The 16,937-nt window shown below is 60.3% G+C and carries 12 protein-coding genes; 11 read left to right on the top strand and 1 reads right to left on the bottom strand.

Annotation, left to right across the window (positions count from 1 at the left end):
* Positions 1-55 precede the first annotated feature (55 nt).
* The gene (locus tag ACSEXW_RS07155) at positions 56-1,603 is read right to left on the bottom strand and encodes an extracellular solute-binding protein (protein ID WP_438445421.1); all 1,548 of its coding nucleotides are present in this window, start codon (positions 1,601-1,603) and stop codon (positions 56-58) included.
* Between the two features lie 359 nt (positions 1,604-1,962).
* On the opposite strand from ACSEXW_RS07155, the gene ACSEXW_RS07150 reads away from it, so the two are divergent.
* The 11 genes from ACSEXW_RS07150 to ACSEXW_RS07100 all read left to right on the top strand — a co-directional run bounded on the left by ACSEXW_RS07150 (position 1,963) and on the right by ACSEXW_RS07100 (position 16,935).
* Positions 1,963-4,272, top strand: coding sequence for a helix-turn-helix domain-containing protein (locus ACSEXW_RS07150; RefSeq protein WP_438445420.1), 2,310 nt, complete (start codon positions 1,963-1,965; stop codon positions 4,270-4,272).
* Positions 4,269-5,777, top strand: a complete 1,509-nt coding sequence (locus ACSEXW_RS07145; RefSeq protein WP_438445419.1) for an extracellular solute-binding protein — start codon at positions 4,269-4,271, stop codon at positions 5,775-5,777. Before ACSEXW_RS07150 ends, ACSEXW_RS07145 begins: the two co-directional genes overlap by 4 nt.
* An 848-nt stretch (positions 5,778-6,625) precedes the next feature.
* Positions 6,626-8,284: an AraC family transcriptional regulator gene (locus ACSEXW_RS07140; RefSeq protein ID WP_438445418.1), complete on the top strand. Its 1,659-nt coding sequence runs from the start codon at positions 6,626-6,628 to the stop codon at positions 8,282-8,284.
* Between the two features lie 90 nt (positions 8,285-8,374).
* Complete coding sequence (locus ACSEXW_RS07135) at positions 8,375-9,418, top strand: iron-hydroxamate ABC transporter substrate-binding protein (protein ID WP_438445417.1); 1,044 nt, start codon at positions 8,375-8,377, stop codon at positions 9,416-9,418.
* A gap of 3 nt (positions 9,419-9,421) precedes the next feature.
* On the top strand, positions 9,422-10,450 hold the full coding sequence (locus tag ACSEXW_RS07130) for a FecCD family ABC transporter permease (protein ID WP_438445416.1): 1,029 nt from the start codon (positions 9,422-9,424) through the stop codon (positions 10,448-10,450).
* A gap of 22 nt (positions 10,451-10,472) precedes the next feature.
* Positions 10,473-11,465, top strand: a complete 993-nt coding sequence (locus ACSEXW_RS07125; protein WP_438445516.1) for a FecCD family ABC transporter permease — start codon at positions 10,473-10,475, stop codon at positions 11,463-11,465.
* Between the two features lie 46 nt (positions 11,466-11,511).
* Positions 11,512-12,321 carry an alpha/beta hydrolase gene (locus tag ACSEXW_RS07120; RefSeq protein ID WP_438445415.1) on the top strand — a complete coding sequence of 270 codons (810 nt, stop codon included), beginning with the start codon at positions 11,512-11,514 and terminating at the stop codon, positions 12,319-12,321.
* A gap of 11 nt (positions 12,322-12,332) precedes the next feature.
* A complete protein-coding gene (locus ACSEXW_RS07115; protein ID WP_438445414.1) occupies positions 12,333-13,127 on the top strand; it encodes a 2,3-dihydro-2,3-dihydroxybenzoate dehydrogenase in 795 nt (264 codons plus the stop codon).
* 43 nt (positions 13,128-13,170) lie between these two features.
* A complete protein-coding gene (dhbC, locus tag ACSEXW_RS07110) occupies positions 13,171-14,388 on the top strand; it encodes an isochorismate synthase DhbC (RefSeq protein WP_438445413.1) in 1,218 nt (405 codons plus the stop codon).
* Positions 14,388-16,028, top strand: a complete 1,641-nt coding sequence (locus tag ACSEXW_RS07105) for a (2,3-dihydroxybenzoyl)adenylate synthase (protein WP_438445515.1) — start codon at positions 14,388-14,390, stop codon at positions 16,026-16,028. Before dhbC ends, ACSEXW_RS07105 begins: the two co-directional genes overlap by 1 nt.
* A 1-nt stretch (position 16,029) precedes the next feature.
* Positions 16,030-16,935, top strand: coding sequence for an isochorismatase family protein (locus tag ACSEXW_RS07100; protein ID WP_438445412.1), 906 nt, complete (start codon positions 16,030-16,032; stop codon positions 16,933-16,935).
* Positions 16,936-16,937: the final 2 nt, after the last annotated feature.

The following is a 16,937-nucleotide window of genomic DNA, read 5'->3' as shown; positions in this document are numbered from 1 at the left end:
CTCCGAAGTGAAACGCGGGCTGCTGCATCTGCGGCCCGCGTCCCACTCTGTCATGTTATTTCTTCAAGCTGGCGTACTGCTGGTTGTACTCATCGATGATCTTCTGGCCGCCGTCCGACTTCCACTTGTCAATGGCCTTCTGGAAGCCGGCGGCATCGATCTTGCCCATGATGTACTGATAAGTGGCGTCCTTCATCTGATCCTGCAGCCGGACGCCGCGCTCCGTGTACGTCGGGGAATCCAGAGCCGCTGTCGGATCCGTCACCATGAACTTCACGGCTTCGTTGGAGAGGTTGTTGGCCTTCTCCTGCACCGGCAGGGTATAGAAGCTCGGGGTGACGTTGGTGGTCTCGGCCAGGGCCATGTTCAGATAGGGCCGGACCTCCTTCTCAAGCAGCTTGGCGTCGGTGCTGGGAACGATTTTGCCGTCCTTCTTGGTATAATGCTCGCCCTCCAGGCCGTACTTCAGCAGGTCCGCGATTTCGGGAGAGAAGAACTTGTCATAGACGGACAGGATCGCCTTCAGGTCCTTCTCGTTCTTGACGGAGGATTTCGGGAACATCACCAGGGTGCCGTAGCCGTTCAGGCCCCAGGTGGTGTTTTTGCCGTCCGGTCCCTTCAGATCATTGGAAACCTCGAAGGTGGCCTCCGGCACGTTTTTGGTGGTCTTGTCGACGAAGGATTTCACGTCTCCCATAGTACCCACATACAAGCCGGAGCGGCCGGTGTAGACCAGATTCTGCTGGTCCGTCTTGGAGGTGACCGGGAAGTCCTGGTTGATGAGGCCTTCATCACGGAGCTTCTTGAAGTAGTTCAGAGTATCCATATAACCCTTGGTCGTGAAGTCCGGGACCAGCTTGCCATCCGCCAATCCCCAGCCGTTAGGGGTACCGAACAGCATGGAGATGGTCTTGAAGGAGCCGTAGATCAGGTCGTTGCGGTCTGCGAGCGGGATGGTTTTGCCGCCGCCGGCCAAGTCCGCCTCCTTGAACTTCTTCAGCATGGTGTAGATCTCGTCCGTGGTGGTGGGAACCTTCAGGCCCAGCTTATCGAGCCAGTCCTTCCGGTAGATGAGGCCGGAGCGGGCAGGCTGACGCTCCTGGTACAGGGAATAGATCTTGCCGCCGACCTTGGTGTTGTCGAGAATTTTCGTGTCCAGCTTGGCCAGATTCGGATAGTCCTTCAGATACGGGCTGATCTCCCAGAATTGGCCGTTCTTGATGGCGTCCCGCAGCAGGACGAAGGAGGCGGAGTTCTTCAGGTACACAACCTGCGCCATTGCGCCTGTGGCCATGGCGGCCTGGAACTTCTCGTCATAGGACCCGTCCGGCACCCATTGGATCTCCATCTCGGAGTTGGTCTTCTGCTCCAGGATCTTCTCCAGCTTGTCCGAAGGGACCTCCGTCGTTTGAAGATCCGCCATGACGGTGAATTTCACGGGACCGGCCGGTACCGCGGCGGAGGCCGCAGGGGAAGCGCCGGAGCTGGAGCCGGAGCCGGATGACTCTCCGGAATCCTTGCCGCCGCAGCCGGCAAGCACACTGCCGGCTATTGCCAGCGTACAGAATACGGCGAACCAATTTGTCTGTTTCTGTTGACCCATTTTGACATTCCTCCAATTAGGATTCATAACAGCGTCGCGGAGCTGTCTACGCCTTAACTATAGGGAATGAAAGCGATTACGCCTATAATCTCGGCCTCTTCTCCGAAGAGAAACTGCGGAAGGTTAACTGCTGCATATCTCGCATCATCGCAGGGAGATGGAGCTTGAAGCAAGGTGGGCATAGATATGCAAATTGCAGCGTTTTCAACAAGTAGAGATAACGAAATGGGCTTATCCATGCGGTATACTTAAGGGTGCAGTCTCCTTGCAGGTATGCAGAATTTAACCTATCCATCCTTCGAATACCTTGAGATGTACGCGCTTCCAAATACACCCGATTCGGTGGGAAGGAGGATAAGATGATGAGCAAATATTCGCTCCGGCTCTTGATTTTCAGTCTGGTTCTCGGCGTGCTGCCCTCCGTGATGATCGGCATGGCCTCCTATTCCATCGCCTCGCGGGATATTGAGCGGAAGGTGAAGGAGGGGAACATGCAGTGGCTGGCCCAGACAGAGCAGCGTGTGGAGCAGATGCTGAAGTCCATCGAGAAGTCGGCGACCCAATTCGCCAACTCCTCCTTGGTGAGGAGCTCCATGCATGCTTCCTATACCCCTTCGGATTTCGAACCCGTCCGTGATTTATCCAACGAGCTCTATAATCTGCAAGCAAGCGACGTGGTGATCACCCAGGCCTATCTCATCAACCTGGAGCGCAACTGGGCCTTGAGCCTGAACACGCTGAAGCCTCTGGAAGCGCTGGAGGACCGCAAGGCCTTCACCGATTATGCGAAGGAGCCGAGAAGCATCCACTGGGACACGGGCCGGTCCTTGGCACCCGGGGACTCTGCTGCCGCTGCCGTCACGCTGGTTCACAAGATCCCCATACTGCCCCAGACGGATAAGCCTCAGGGGCTTGTCGTCATCCGCGTCGCCGCGTCGGATCTTCAGGAGGCCTTGGCTTCCTCCGGCCCAGCCCAGGCTCATAGCTACATCCTGGACCGCTCCGGAGACGTGGTTCTGGCCGATGGGGTAGATTCCGGCGAATATGAGCCGGTGAACCGGGCTATCCGCGAGAGGCTGGAGACCCGCCCGCCGGAGAAGGACGGATGGTTCAATATGACCGTGAACGGCCGGGAGATGGCCGTCGTCTACCGCCAATCCGGCTATAACGGCTGGACCTACGTCTCGGCTGTGGCCATCGATGCGCTTACGAAGGAAACCCGGAAGATTGCCGGCATGACCTTGTCGGTGTCCACAGGGATCCTCCTGTTGGTTATGGTCGCCGCCTTCTATGGAAGCCGCCGCATGTACCGTCCGATCCGCCGGCTAATGGACGTAGCATCCGGCTTCAGTCCCGTCACGCAGGAGGAGCCTGCTTCCTCCGGCAAGGATGAGCTGGACTATATCAGGCAGAGCATCGAATCGCTGGCGGTTTCCCGCACCCGGGCGGAGCAGCAGCTGCTGGGGCAGGCCGGCCGTCTGAAGGAGTTCTTCGTTCTGAAGCTCTTCACCGGACAGATCACGGAGAATGACGATCTGTTCCGTTCAGAGCAGTACGGCTTCCCGAAGGAATGGAGCCGTCTCGGGGTCCTGGCTCTCCAGATCGACAATCTGCAGGAGACCCGATTCCGGGAGGAGGACCGGGAGCTGCTTTTGTATGCCATCAACAATATTGCCCAAGAGGTGCTGCCGGCAGGCCGGTTTTTTACGCCGATCATCCTGAATGCGTCGCAGGTCACCTTGATGGCTCTGGACCTGCAGGAGCCGGAGGAGGTGCGCCGGTTCTTGTACGAATCGGCCGAGTGCCTCAAGAAACACGCCGAAGGGGTTCTGCAGCTGAAGGTCAGCATCGGCATCAGCAAGCCATTCGAGAAGCTGGCGGACACGGTGAAGGCCTACGGAGAGAGCCTGTCGGCGCTGAAATCGCGGATCAGTCTGGGGCCGGACATCATCGTGCATTATGGGGACATGGAGCGCGGCAATGGGGGAGATTCGTATGAATACACCCATCTGAAGGTGCTGGAGGAACGGCTCGTGTACGCCTTGCGGGAGCTTCAGCCGATCAACGCCTCCAAGGTGTTCCAGCAGATCTTGAATGCGCTGCTCCATAAGGAAGGCCGTCTGGAGGAGCATCAGATTATTCTGCTCCAGCTGGTGGCCCGGCTGCTGCAGCTTCTACAGGATCAGGGAATCCCGGCGAGGAAGGTGCTGGAGGACGAGTCGGCCGTTCTCAGGCTGTTCCGCCTCCAAACCCGTGAAGAGATCCAGCATTGGTTCGAATCCCGGCTGTTCGTTCCCCTGATTCGGGTGCTGTCGGAGCGGGCGGATACCCAATACGTCAAGCTGGCGGACCGACTGGTGAAGCTGATCCAGGAGCGCTACGACCGGGAGATCACCCTGGAAGCCTGCGCCCAGGAATTAAACTATCATCATGTCTACTTGAGCCGGATCTTCCGCAAGGAGATCGGCATGACCTTCAGCGACTATCTGGCGGAATACCGGATGAAGATGGCCAAGACGATGCTGGAGACGACGGACCGGAAGGTCTCGGAGATCGGGGAGCGCCTGCAGTACAAGAACATCAGCGCTTTCATCCGGAGCTTCCGCAAGATGTACGATATGACGCCGGGCCAGTACCGGGAGAAGATCATGAAGGGGAGTACCGAATGAGAGCGAATTCCGCCGTCCTGTTGAGCCTGCTCCTTCTGTCCGGACTTACGGCCTCCTGCGGCGACAAGAGCCAAGAGGCGGCAAGCCGGAAGGGGGAGCCTCTCTTCTTGTCTATGGTGGTCAGTCCCGCAGGGGATCCGCCTCCCCCGGACAATGTGGTCGAAAAGGCCATAGAGGCCTATACCGGCACCGACCTGCAGATCCAATGGATCCCTCCCGCCGCCTACGAGGAGAAGGTCAAGGTGCTGGTCGCCTCCGGCGAGGTGCCCCAGCTGATCAAGCTCAGCTATACGCCCACGATCATCGCCACGCTGCAGGCAGGGCAATTCTGGGAGCTCGGCCCTCTGCTCGGGGACTATCCCCATCTGTCCGCACCGAGAAAGGAATATTACGACAACATCTCCGTCGGCGGCAAAATTTATGGGATCCCCCTGTACCGGGATCTTGGCCGGGCCATGGTCCACTACCGGAAGGATTGGTTCGATACGCTGGGCTTGCAGCCGCCTGTCACCCTGGAGGATTGGTATCGTGTAATCCGGGCCTTGACCTTGGAGGACCCGGACCGGAACGGCCGGAATGATACGTACGGTATGGTTTTGGAGAAGCGGTACAATCAGGACATCAGCTCTACGCTGACCCGGATCTCCGTCTCCCAAGGGGGACCCAACAAATGGCAGGTGGAGGAGAACGGCCGGTTCCGGCCCGAATTTATGACCGAGCCGTTCCTGGAGACCATGAAGCTGGTCCGCCGGCTCTACCAGGAGCATCTGCTCAACCCGGATTTCGCCATTGCGGATTCAACCGAAACGGCGAAGATCTACGACGGGGGGCGGGCCGGCATCCAGATCGCAGGGGGGAACGCCCAGTCGTGGCAGGATAAGCTGAAGATGACGGCTCCTTCGGCTGTGGTGGATACGGCCCCCCTGACCGGTCCGGAAGGTATCCGGCTGCCGGGGGAGCCGGGCAATGCCGGCTTCCTGGCCATTCCCAAGGGGGCGGTCAAGTCGGAGGCGGAGGTCCGGAGCATCTTGGGCTTTCTGGACAAGCTGCTGGAGCCACCCGCACAGACGGTGCTGGCCTTGGGAATCGAGAGCCGGCATTGGGCGGACAAGGGGGACTATGCGGTCGTGACGGACCGCGTCCTCGATATGAAGGAAGTGAAGCCGTATCGCGACACCCTTCCGTTCCTGGGCTCGAACAATCCGGAGCTGAAGCCGGCGCAGCAGCCGGAGCTGTTCCGCAAGAGCTCGCAGATCGGGAAGGCTAACGAGGCTTACATCGTGCCCAATCCCGCGTTGACGCTGGAGTCGGACACCTATGCCGACCGGGGCAAGGAGCTGGAGGTGATCATCACCGACGCCGAGACCAAGTTCATCATGGGGAAGCTGGATGCAGCCGGCTGGGAAGCGGAGATCGCCAGATGGCGGAGGTCCGGCGGGGATCGGATGATCCAGGAGCTCGAGGCCGCTTACGCCAGGAAGGGCGGGAGCTCTATCCGCCCCTGAAGCGGAAGCGGGAGGAGCGCGAAGGAGCGTCGGTGGCGGGAAGAGCGGGGAGCGCGGAGGAGAGAGAAGGTAGGAATGGCGGGGAGCGCGGAGGAGAGCAAAGGAGCGGCGGAGGCAGGAGGAGCGCGGAGGAGAGATAAGCGGAGGGGGAGCAGAGCGAAGGAGCGACGGTGGCGGGAAGAGGGGGATATTTGGACGGATAGAGGAGTCTTGCGATGATGCAGGCTCCTCTTTTTGTCTACTCTGAAGAAATAGAAGGGAGACACCATGCCGAATTTTGCTTAAACCGCCATCCTCGCACGTAGCATCCAAAGAGTGATGGTTGCGTACGGGTTCCCTGGATTAGCGCTGCCGGACAACAAAAAGGCTAACGGTTCCCACAGGCGCTATTTGGTTAGTTTCGGCTTGTGTCGATGGCTAACGGTTCTCACAGGTGTTATTTGCCGATTCGGACGGTTATTACGCCGGAAATCACACAAATAAGCGTTTATACAACCGTTAGAAATCAAACCGGCCTCCAACTATGCAAATAGCGTTTCTAGCAACCGTTATTGTACCCCGCCACCCTCAGAGTCGCCGATCTAGTACATGCCAGCTCTACACACCGCCGATTTAGTCCACGGCACACTCCGAATCGCCGATCTAGTCCAAGCCCAACCGTCGGATTGCCGTCGCTTCCCAGTGTCGACCGGCAAGCGGGTTGTCCTGAACGGACAACCTTCTATCATATTGGGGATTGACAGATCGAAGGGGAGGACCTATCATCCAGAATATGGGTTCGTGATAATGATAATCATTATCAACAATTAGACTCAAACAATAATCACTTCAATTTAGGCGGTGAAAAGATGCAACCGAGCCCATATATGGAATTGCTGCATACCGACCCGACCTCCGTGGAAACGGTTCTCCATTACCGCCGGGCCGAATATCTCCATGGGGATGGCGGCTGGAGCACCGGTCAGCAGATCGCAGATACCCATGTTCTTCTGATCGTAACAGACGGTGAAGGAACGCTGACGCTGGCGGATCAGGAATGCCGCCTGCATCGGGATACCGTCTACTTGGGCTCGCCGGGAGAGAGCTACGGCGTAACGGCGGAGCCTTCCCATGGGCTGAAGCTGGTTCTGCTGCGGTTCGACGTATACCGGCAGGAAGAACGGGGAGAGCTGCGCCAAGGTAAACTGGACCCGGAGCTGCCGGATGTCTACGGCCTCCACCGGGTGCTTGCGGGAGACCAGCTGTCCGCCCTGTGCAGCTCTATTCTAGAGTGCCGGGAGATGAAGGACCCGATGGAGCGGCTCCGCTGCCAATCCTTATTCCACCAGCTGATCTATGCCATCCTGCGGGGCCGGAGCCTCCGGCAGCCTGAAGACAGCCGGTCCGGAGTGGAACGGGCCAGGGGCTATATGGACCGCTTCTATTTTTCGGACATTACCATAGACCGGCTGGCCCAGCTATCCAATACGTCCAGGAAGTACTTCGTCGACCTCTTCAAGAAGACCTATGGCGTTAGCGCAATGGATTACTTGACCGCCCTCCGGATGAAGCACGCGAAGCTCTTGATGTCCCGTTCCCCGGATCCCAAGCGGAGGCTGAAGGAAATCGCCCAAGCCGTCGGATATGCCGATGAATTCTACTTCAGCCGCAAGTTCAAGCAGGTGGTCGGGGTATCGCCCAAGGAATACAGGAGCCGGCGCAGCAGAAGGATCGCCGCTTATCATGTCTCCGCGATCGGCCATCTGGTCGCCCTGGACATCATCCCCTATGCCGCCCCGCTGCACCCCAAGTGGACCGCTCACTATTACAAGACGTACAAGGATGAAATTCCGGTGCATCTTCATGCCGGACGCCGCCGCCGGTACGAAGGGACGGGGAACGCGGAGCGGCTGCTGGAATCCGACCCAGACATCATCCTCTGCTCGGAGGAGCCGGAGGAGGAGGAGCGGGAGGTGCTCGAGCAAGCGGGAGGCCTGCTCTGCGTGCCGCCGGGAGATGCAGGTTGGAAGGACCAACTGCTTACGATCGCCGAAGCGCTAGACGGGAAGCGGGATGCGGAGATCTGGCTGGCCGGTTACGAGCGGAAGGTGCGCACGGCGAGGAACCGGTTGAAGCACACCGTCGGGAAGGATACCTTCCTGATCCTGCGGATATACAACCGGGACATCCGGGTATACAGCAACAGGAGCTTGTCTGAGGTGTTCTTCGGAGATCTTCAGCTCCATTCGGCGTTGGAGGCGCAAGAGGAAATGTATGACCGGGTTATTACCCCGAAGGAACTGGCCGAGATCCCGGCTGACCGCCTGCTTCTTCTCGTTCGGCAGGAGGAGGAGACGCTGAACTTCTGGAGATCCCTGCAGACATCAGCGGTCTGGCAGAATTTGAAGGCGGTGCGCAACCAGAGGGTGTATACCATCTCTCCCGACCCTTGGTGCGAGTACTCCGCTTCCGCTCACGAGAGATTGCTGGAGCAGACGATAGAGCTGCTGACTGGAAATCGTCCATAATACATCCGGAAATCGTCCATGGACGGTAGGGCATTTGGAACTTATCATTGATAATGATTATCAATATCAAGTGTTGAGAGGGGATTTTCCATGAATTCGATCCACAAAACATTAGGGTGCGCTGCGCTTGCATCCATCCTGCTATTATCCGCATGCGGAGAAAAAAATGACTCGGCCACCACCTCCGGAGCCGCCGCATCCAGTCCGACCGCTACCGCTGCAGCAACCGCCGCCGCATCGGCCGGCGCGGGAGAGAAAAAGCCGGAAGCATCGGCAGCCGTCACGGCGGGCGCAACGAGAACCGTTACCTATCTGAATAAAACCTATACCATACCGGCCAAGACGGAGAAGCTCGTCATTACCGGAAGCCTGGAAGCCATGGAGGACGCGCTGGTACTGGGTGTGAAGCCGGCAGGCGGCATCACTGTGGGCGGCAAATTCCCGGCCATGTTCGCCCCCATAACGGGCTCGACCGAATCCATCGGGGAGAAAAGCCAGCCCAATGTGGAGACGATCCTGAAGCTGAAGCCGGATGTCATCTTGGGCACGTCCAAGTTCCCTGCTGACGTATCCGAGAAGCTGGTGAAGATCGCTCCGACCTTCCCGGTGTCCCATTTGTCCACCGACTGGGAGGCCAATCTGAACCTACTGGCGGAGCTGACCGGCAAGCAGGCACAGGCCAAGCAGGCCATCGATCAGTACAAGTCGGATCTGGAAGCGGCCAAGGCCCGGCTGGGCGAGAAGCTGAAGGATAAGAAGGTGGTGGCCATCCGGATCCGCGCCGGAAGCATTACCATTTACCGGGATGAATTTTTCTTCAACCCGTCGCTGTATAAGGATCTGGGCTTGAAGGTTCCGGACCAGATCAAGGCGGCCCAATCCCAGGAGACGGTCTCTCTCGAGAAGTTCAGCGAGATTAATCCGGACTACATCTTCCTGCAGTTCTCCGAGGACGAGAACAAGGATAAGCCCAAGTCTCTGGAGGACCTGCAGAACAACCCGATCTGGAAGAGCATGAATGCGGTCAAGAACAACAAGGTATTCGTCAACGTGGTGGACCCGCTGGCTCAAGGTGGTACGGCCTGGAGCAAGATCAGCTTCCTGAAGGCCGCCGTTGAGAACCTCTCCAAATAACGTATGAACCGGTTAACCTCGATCCGATCCGGTTCCTCCGCCATGGGGGCGGCACTGCTGGTGGCTTCGCCGGCGGCCGTCCTCCTGACAGTGGTCCTGTCCATCCTGTACGGCGCCAAGGCGATTCCGTGGCAGACCGTGGCGGACGCCATCCTCCACTTCGATGCCGGGAACGTCAACCATCAGATCATCCTCCATTCTCGAATGCCCAGAGCCGTTGGCTCGCTTCTTATCGGAGCCTTCCTGGCCATATCAGGCGCCATCATGCAGGGCATGACCCGCAATGATCTGGCCTCCCCCTCTGTCATGGGGGTATCGGACGGATCCGTCTTCGCCATTACGGTATGTATGGTATTCTTCCCGAATTTGTCGTCGCTCGGGATGATTTTCTTCTCTCTGCTGGGCTCAGCGGCAGCGGTCTGCATCGTGTACGGCTTCGCTTCCTTGATGCCCAACGGCTTCAGTCCCGTCCGGATGGCCATTACGGGGACCATCATCGGCTCCTTCCTGAGCAGCATCGCCGCCGGGCTCGCGGTTTATTTCCAGGTGTCGCAGAACATCAGCTTCTGGTACAACGCCAGGCTGCACCAGCTGGACCCGGACCTGATCCGGCTGGTCATCCCCTTCGCCGTAACGGGGCTTCTGCTTGCCTTCGCAGTATCCAAATCGGTGACGGTGCTGGCTCTGGGCGAGGAGGTGTCCGTCAGCCTGGGGCAGCGGGTGGTCCTGATCAAGCTGGCGGCGGGACTCAGCGTCGTCATTCTGACCGGCATCTCCGTCGCCTTGGCAGGCAACATCGGCTTCGTCGGGCTGATCATCCCGCACATCGCCCGCTTCCTGACCGGCGTGGATTACCGCTGGATCATCCCTTGCGCGGGCGTCCTTGGAGCCCTCTTCCTGGCTCTCTGCGATGTGGCCAGCCGGTTCATCAACTATCCGTTCGAAACGCCGATCGGCGTCGTGACCGCCATGATCGGCGTCCCCTTCTTCTTGTACTTGATCCGGACGAGGGGAGGGAGAGGTCATGCTTGAGCGGGACACATCCCGGTACCGGATGCTGGTTCTGACCGCATGGGCGGGCATCGCCGCAACGTTCTACATCAGCCTGACCAACGGGGCCTTCGACATATCGGTGGGAGATGTGATCCGCACGCTGCTGCGCATTCATCCCGTGCCCGACCATGACCTGGTCATCTTCGATTTCCGCCTTCCGCGCATCGTGACCGGCGCCTTGGTGGGCTTCGGCCTTGGGACCGCAGGAGCGGTCATCCAAGGCGTCACCCGGAACGAGCTGGCGGATCCCGGCGTGCTGGGGATCAATGCGGGCGCCGGAGCCGCCGTCGTGGCGTTTATGTTCTTCTTCGGCGGCACGTTCAACGGAAGCGGGCTGCTGCATATTCTGGCCATGCCGCTGTTCGGCTTGGCCGGCGGGCTGCTGGCCGCAGTATTGATCTACGCATTCGCCTGGCAGAACGGCAGGCTGGATCCCCAGCGCCTCCTGCTGACGGGCATCGCCATGGGGTCGGGCTTCGGAGCGGCGGCCATGTATCTGTCGTTGAAGATGAATCCCAAGGACTTCGAGATGGCGACCGTCTGGCTGGCCGGCAGCATCTGGAACGGCAACTGGACGTATATTCTATCGATCCTCCCCTGGCTCCTGATTACCATCCCCGTGCTCTATTACCGGGCCAGGGTGATCGACTACCTGAGGCTGGGGGAGGAAACCGCCACCAGTCTGGGCATTCCGGCGGAGCGGGAAAAGCAGCTTCTGCTTCTGTGCAGCATCGGCGTCATCAGCGCCTGCGTCTCGGTATCGGGCAACATCGGCTTCGTCGGCTTGATCGCCCCCCATATCGCCAAGCGGCTGGCGGGAACCCGGCACACCCGGATCCTTCCCTTAAGCGGTCTTCTCGGGATGCTGCTGGTCATGGTGTCGGACTTCATCGCCAAGACGGTCTTCGCCCCGGTGGAGCTGCCGGCCGGTATCGTTATCGCAATGGTCGGGACCCCCTATTTTGTATATCTGCTGTACCGGGCCAGAGCTTGACAGGTGGTTCGGTGGTGGCAGACCAAGGAGCAAAGGAGTGACAAGCATGAAGGGATTTACGAAGGAAATCCGGGACATCCGGTCCGTAGAGGGAAACCGCGCCTATCGGCTCTTCATAGCGGCACCGGAAGGGGAGCCTCCTCCGGGGGGCTATCCCGTCCTCTATGTGCTGGATGCCAACGCGGTGTTCGATACGGTGGTGGAGACGCTGGCCATACAATCCCGGCGGTCGGATAAAACCGGCGTGGACCCGGCGGTAGTGGTCGGAATCGGGTATCAGACCGATGCGCTGTTTTCCCAGAACCGGTTCTACGACTTTACCCTCCCGCGGCCGGAAGGGGAAGCGCCCTATGCGTTCCGGGGCAAAACCTTCGCGGAATGCGGGGGAGCGGAGATCTTCCATCGTTTCATCGAACGGGAGGTGAAGGCGGCGGTGGAGCGGGATTATCCCGTGAACCGGGAACGGCAGGGAATCGTCGGCCATTCCTTGGGAGGGTTGTTCGTTCTGCAGGTTCTGTTGACCGCCCCCGGCTCGTATCAGAGCTATGTGGCCGGCAGTCCGTCCATTCACTGGAATTCGGACTTCGTCTTCGGCAAGCTGGAGGAATTCCCCCGCAGGCTGGAGGAATGTGCCCGGGAGGCTCGTCTACTCATCGCGGTGGGCTCGGAGGAAACCTCTCATGGCATGATCGAGAATGCCCGGATCTTCGCGGATCGTATGGCGGTATTGGCGGGAAAAGAACTCTCCGTGCAGTACACCCTCTTCCCGGACGAAGGTCATGTATCCCTGCTGCCGGCGCTTATGAGCCGGACGGTTCGGCTGGCCGCACGTGCAAGAAAGGGGCTGGAGGTGTGAGAGGCGGAGTCATGAACCGGTCCGGATTCCAAAACCAAACGGTGCTGGTGACGGGCGCAGCCCAGGGGATCGGGCAAAGCGTGGCCAGGACGCTGGCGGCCGGCGGGGCTACGGTAGCGCTGATGGATGTGAATGAAAAGGGCTTGAGACGTCTGGAGGCGGAGCTGGCGGCAGCCGGGCTGCCCGTTGCGGTGTACCGGGCGGACGTCAGCCATGCCAAGCAGGCGGAAGCGGCGGTAGACCGGATCGAACGGGAGCTGGGCCCGATCCACGGTCTGGTCAACGTCGCTGGGGTCTTAAGGACGGGATCGATTGAAACGTTTCAATCCGAAGATTGGAACGCCATCTTCTCCGTGAATTGTACAGGGGTGTTCCACATGTGCCGGGCGGTGGTCCGCCACATGATTCCCCGCCGGAGCGGCTCCATCGTAACAGTAAGCTCCAATGCGGCCCGGGTGCCCCGGATGCAGATGGCGGCATATGCGGCTTCGAAGGCGGCGGCGACTCATTTTACCCGCTGTCTCGGGCTGGAGGTGGCTCCGTACCGGATCCGCTGCAACGTGGTTTCGCCGGGCTCGACGGACACCTTGATGCTACGTTCCATGTGGCAGGCGGAGCCGGCGGAGGACGATGCGGCCAAGGTCATCGCCGGAACCCCCGAGCAGTACCGGCTGGGTATCCCGCTGGGACGAATTGCGGAGCCGGACGACATCGCCGACGCCGTACTCTTCCTGCTGTCCGACCGGTCGAAGCATATTACCATGGAGGATCTGTGCGTGGATGGCGGCGCCACTCTCGGGGTTTGAAAGGGAACGTTCACGAAAAATGGAACTTAAGGAGGACATCGTTATGGATCGTCAAGCTGTCTTAACGTCGGATACGGTGCAAGCGGTCGACCGCTACCATGCGGGTACATCCTTCTTCCTGGCTTCGCCGTCGGGGACCCTCCTGACGGAGGGAGAGTTCACCCGGATTTCGCTTCCGGACGGAGTCCTATCCCCGAAGGAGCTATCCTTGCGGGTGTCCGAGGCGTTGGAGCAGGCGAAGCGGGCCGGCTTGGAGAATCCGGTGGCGGTGGGAGCGATCCCGTTCGATCCTGCTCTCCCCGCCCGGCTTCTGATCCCCCAATCGGCCGAGTGGTCGGAGCCTCTCCGGTTCCGGCCGAGCGGTGAGACCGAGCGTGTGTTGGAGGGGGAGTGCAGGCTGGAGGAGCACCCTTCTCCCGAGGCATACCGCACGGGCGTCACCCGGGGGCTGGAGATGATCGGCAAGGGCGAGTTGAGCAAAATCGTTCTGGCCCGGACCCTGGAGCTGACCTCCTCGAAGCCTATCCCGCATGGCCGGCTGCTCCGCAATCTGGCGGTTCACAATCCGCTGGGCTATACCTTCGCCGTGAACCTGACCGGGCCGTCCTCCGGAGGCAGAGGGCGCATCCTATGCGGAGCCAGTCCGGAGCTCCTGGTCGCACGCAAGGGGAAGCGGGTCGCCTCCAATCCCTTGGCCGGCTCGGCCGCCCGCAGTCCCGATCCGGTGGAGGACCAGCGGCGGGCCGCAGCCTTGTTCGAATCGGAGAAGGATCTGCATGAGCATGCCGTCGTCGTCGAAGCCGTGATGGAGGCTCTTGGTCCGTATTGCACGCATATGATCGTGCCGAAGCATCCGTCCGTCATCCGCACCCGGACCATGTGGCACCTGTCCAGCGAGATCAGCGCCGTGCTGTTGGACGACGCCACCTCCTCCCTGGAGCTGGCGGCCGCCCTGCATCCGACTCCCGCCGTTTGCGGAAGGCCCACCGAGGCGGCCCGAGAAGCCATCCGGGAGATCGAGCCGTTCGACCGGGGGTTCTACACCGGTATGGTCGGCTGGTGCGACTCGGAGGGCAACGGCGAATGGGTGGTTACCATCCGCTGCGCCGAAGCGGAGGAGAACAAGATCCGGCTCTATGCCGGAGCCGGAATCGTATCGGGCTCCTCGGCAGAGGAGGAGCTGAGAGAAACCTCTGCGAAGCTGCGCACCATGCTGAATGCCATGGGGCTGCAGCAGGAAGTCGAGGGAGGGAGACGATGATGCCGTTGTTGGAGGTGGAATGTCCCTCCTGGCCGCAGGAATGGAAGGTGCGGTACCGCCAAGAGGGCTGCTGGGAGGGGATTACCTTCGGCGAGCTGCTGCGGAAGCAGGCACAGACCTATGGAGAGCGGACGGCCCTCATCGGCGGCGGAGAACGGATCAGCTACCGGGAGCTGGACCGGCGGGCGGACCGGTTGGCGTCGGGCCTGGCGGGGCTGGGCATTCGCCAAGGAGACCGGGTGGTGGTTCAACTGCCGAATATTCCAGCCTTTGTGGAATTGCTGTTCGCCTTGTTCCGAATAGGAGCGGTTCCGGTGATGGCTCTGCCCTCTCACCGCAGCCATGAGATCGTCTCCTTCATCACCATCGCCGATGCGGTGGCCTATATCATCCCGGATCGGTGGGGCGGGACGGACTACCGGGAGCTGGCTGCCGAAGCCATGGACCGGTCGACGAGTCTCCGGCATGTGATCGTAGCCGGCGAGCCGGGTCCGTATTGCGGATTTGCCGGACTCTATCAGGAGCCGGGAACAGCCTCCTGGGAGACCGTATCAAGCACCGCTGTCGCCTTGTTCCAGCTCTCTGGGGGCAGCACGGGGCTCCCGAAGCTGATCCCGCGAACCCATGACGATTATATCTGCAGCCTGAAGTACAGTGTACGGGTATGCGGGCTGGATCCTTCCAGCGTGTACCTGGCCGTGCTGCCCATGGCGCATAATTTTCCTCTCAGCTCTCCTGGCGTGCTGGGAGTCCTCTACGCAGGCGGCACCGTCGTCCTAAGCCCGGGTGCCAGCCCGGATGAAGCCTTCCCCCTGCTGGCGAAGGAACGGGTGACGATTACAGCGCTGGTGCCCCCGCTGGCACTGATCTGGCTGGAGGCGGCCGCGGCCCGGAAGGCGGAGGCGACCTTCGAGACGCTTCGGGTGCTGCAGGTGGGCGGCGCCAAGTTCAGCGCGGAGGCGGCCCAGAGGGTCCGTTCCGTTCTGGGATGCACACTCCAGCAGGTGTTTGGCATGGCCGAGGGATTGGTAAACTATACCCGGCTGGATGATCCAGAGGAGCTTATTCTCCATACGCAGGGCCGGCCCATGTCCGAACACGACGAGATCCGGATCGTGGATGACGAGGACCGGGAGGTGGAGCCCGGCGCCACCGGGCATCTGCTGACCCGGGGACCCTATACCATTCGGGGCTACTACCGGGCGGCGGAGCACAATGCCCGGTCCTTTACGGACGATGGGTTCTACCGGACCGGGGATCTGGTGCGGCTGACTCCCGAAGGCTATCTGGTGGTGGAGGGCCGTGCGAAGGACCAGATCAACCGGGGCGGTGAGAAGGTGGCGGCCGAAGAGGTGGAGAACCTGCTTCTCGCCCATCCGTCCGTCCACGACGCGGCAGTGGTCGCCATGCCCGACGATTACTTGGGAGAGCGGACCTGCGCTTTCATTATCCCTCGCGGGCCGGCGCCTGCTGCGGCGGTGCTGAAGACTTTCCTGCGGGAGAAGGGCTTGGCGGCATATAAGATCCCCGACCGGGTGGAATACACCGGGTCATTCCCGCAAACGGCGTTGGGCAAGGTCAGCAAAAAAGACCTGCGCCATACGATTGCCCGCATACTGATGGACGAAAGGAAGCGATAAGATGGCACTCCCCAGAATCCAACCCTATCCCATGCCGGATGCCTCGGATCTGCCCGGCAACCGGGTCGAATGGAGGCCCGATCCGGGCCGTGCGGTGCTGTTGATCCACGACATGCAGCATTATTTTGTCCGGGCCTTCCCCCAGGGACAATCGCCCGTTACAGAACTGATAACGCATATTCAAGCCCTGAAGCGGCACTGTACGGAGCTTGGAATTCCCGTCGTTTACTCCGCCCAGCCGGGGGGACAGACGCCTGAGCAGCGCGGTCTGCTTATGGATTTCTGGGGACCGGGGATTCAGGAGGGGCCGGAGGAGCAGGCGATTGTGGAAGAGCTGGAGCCCTCCGGCGATGACATACGCTTAACCAAGTGGCGGTACAGCGCCTTCCATCATACGAAGCTGCAGGAGATTATGTCGGAGCAGAAGCGGGACCAGCTGATCATCTGCGGCATCTATGGCCATATCGGCTGTCTGATGACGGCCTGCGATGCCTTCATGAAGGATATCCAAGCCTTCTTCGTAGCGGATGCGGTGGCAGACTTTTCCTTGGAAAACCATCGGATGGCCATTCGTTACGCCGCCGAACGCTGCGCCGTCACGGCCACCACCCGTCAGATGCTGGAGTGGTTGAGTGCGGCCGGAGAGTCGGCAGATTTGACCCCGGAGGAGGTCCGGAGCCAGGTGGCGGCGATGCTGGGTGTCGCGCCTTGGAGCCTGGACGAGAGCGAGAATCTGGCCCATCTGGGGCTGGATTCCGTGAGAATGATGAGCTTGGCGGAGAAGTGGCGCCGTTCCGGGCGTGACATCACCTTCGTGGAGCTGGCAGAGGCCCCTACTTTGGAGGCTTGGCTGAAGCAATTGTTCGCGCAGCCGGTTCTTGCACTGCCCAATACGGATTACCTGTAAGG

This window comes from Oryzibacillus soli, assembly GCF_051594765.1.
Classification (GTDB): domain Bacteria; phylum Bacillota; class Bacilli; order Paenibacillales; family NBRC-103111; genus Paenibacillus_AR.
This window is presented reverse-complemented; position numbering and strand designations above follow the sequence as displayed.

Excerpts from the sequence above, each read along its gene's own strand:
- ACSEXW_RS07155 (WP_438445421.1), bottom strand. The coding sequence starts at position 1,603 with ATGGGTCAACAGAAACAGACAAATTGGTTCGCCGTATTCTGTACGCTG.
- ACSEXW_RS07115 (WP_438445414.1), top strand. The coding sequence starts at position 12,333 with ATGAACCGGTCCGGATTCCAAAACCAAACGGTGCTGGTGACGGGCGCA.
- ACSEXW_RS07125 (WP_438445516.1), top strand. The coding sequence starts at position 10,473 with ATGCTGGTTCTGACCGCATGGGCGGGCATCGCCGCAACGTTCTACATC.
- ACSEXW_RS07130 (WP_438445416.1), top strand. The coding sequence starts at position 9,422 with ATGAACCGGTTAACCTCGATCCGATCCGGTTCCTCCGCCATGGGGGCG.
- ACSEXW_RS07105 (WP_438445515.1), top strand. The coding sequence starts at position 14,388 with ATGCCGTTGTTGGAGGTGGAATGTCCCTCCTGGCCGCAGGAATGGAAG.
- ACSEXW_RS07145 (WP_438445419.1), top strand. The coding sequence starts at position 4,269 with ATGAGAGCGAATTCCGCCGTCCTGTTGAGCCTGCTCCTTCTGTCCGGA.
- ACSEXW_RS07135 (WP_438445417.1), top strand. The coding sequence starts at position 8,375 with ATGAATTCGATCCACAAAACATTAGGGTGCGCTGCGCTTGCATCCATC.
- ACSEXW_RS07140 (WP_438445418.1), top strand. The coding sequence starts at position 6,626 with ATGCAACCGAGCCCATATATGGAATTGCTGCATACCGACCCGACCTCC.
- ACSEXW_RS07150 (WP_438445420.1), top strand. The coding sequence starts at position 1,963 with ATGATGAGCAAATATTCGCTCCGGCTCTTGATTTTCAGTCTGGTTCTC.
- ACSEXW_RS07120 (WP_438445415.1), top strand. The coding sequence starts at position 11,512 with ATGAAGGGATTTACGAAGGAAATCCGGGACATCCGGTCCGTAGAGGGA.
- ACSEXW_RS07100 (WP_438445412.1), top strand. The coding sequence starts at position 16,030 with ATGGCACTCCCCAGAATCCAACCCTATCCCATGCCGGATGCCTCGGAT.
- dhbC (WP_438445413.1), top strand. The coding sequence starts at position 13,171 with ATGGATCGTCAAGCTGTCTTAACGTCGGATACGGTGCAAGCGGTCGAC.